General features: G+C 58.5%; 1 protein-coding gene. It reads right to left on the reverse strand.

Going from position 1 to position 525, the window contains the following annotated elements:
* The coding region (locus FK530_RS26210) for a hypothetical protein (RefSeq protein WP_438947272.1) at positions 1-525 on the reverse strand (525 nt) is incomplete at both ends.

A 525-nucleotide genomic window follows, 5' to 3' on the forward strand; every position in this document is an offset into this window, starting at 1 on the left:
GTGGAGCATGAGGACAGGTCGGTGCTGCTGCCCAGGTCTGCTGTCACGGTTGAAACCAGTGCCCAGGTCGTGGGGTCATACTTCAGCAGGGTCGTTGAGTTGCCCACATAGACATACCCGTCCGAATCGAACGCGATCCCATTGAAACCAGAGTCTGCCTTGATCGTCTTGCTCGAGACATTCGAAGCGGGAATTGTGGCATTGGAGTTGTTCGCCTTGATGGCATTGGCGATGTCCACGGCCTTGACCATGGTGATGTTGACGGAAACATTGCCGCCCCCGCGTGGAGGGTTGGTGCTGCTTACCACGTAGAGGTTGCCTGCGGCATCGAAGGCCATGTCGCCGTTAAGGGAGCCGTCCGGAAGAGAGTCGTTCCTGGCCTTTCCGAGCGCCTTGTAGCCGCTTCCGGTCCAAGCCCATAGCGACACTTGATCGTCGGCGATCTTGCCAAGCAAGAAAACACCCGTATTCGGATCGACGGCTCCCGCAACCAGCGCGTTCGACCCGAAGTCCGTTGAACCCGAG

Source organism: Tsukamurella conjunctivitidis (assembly GCF_007858475.1).
Taxonomy (GTDB): Bacteria; Actinomycetota; Actinomycetes; order Mycobacteriales; family Mycobacteriaceae; genus Tsukamurella; species Tsukamurella conjunctivitidis.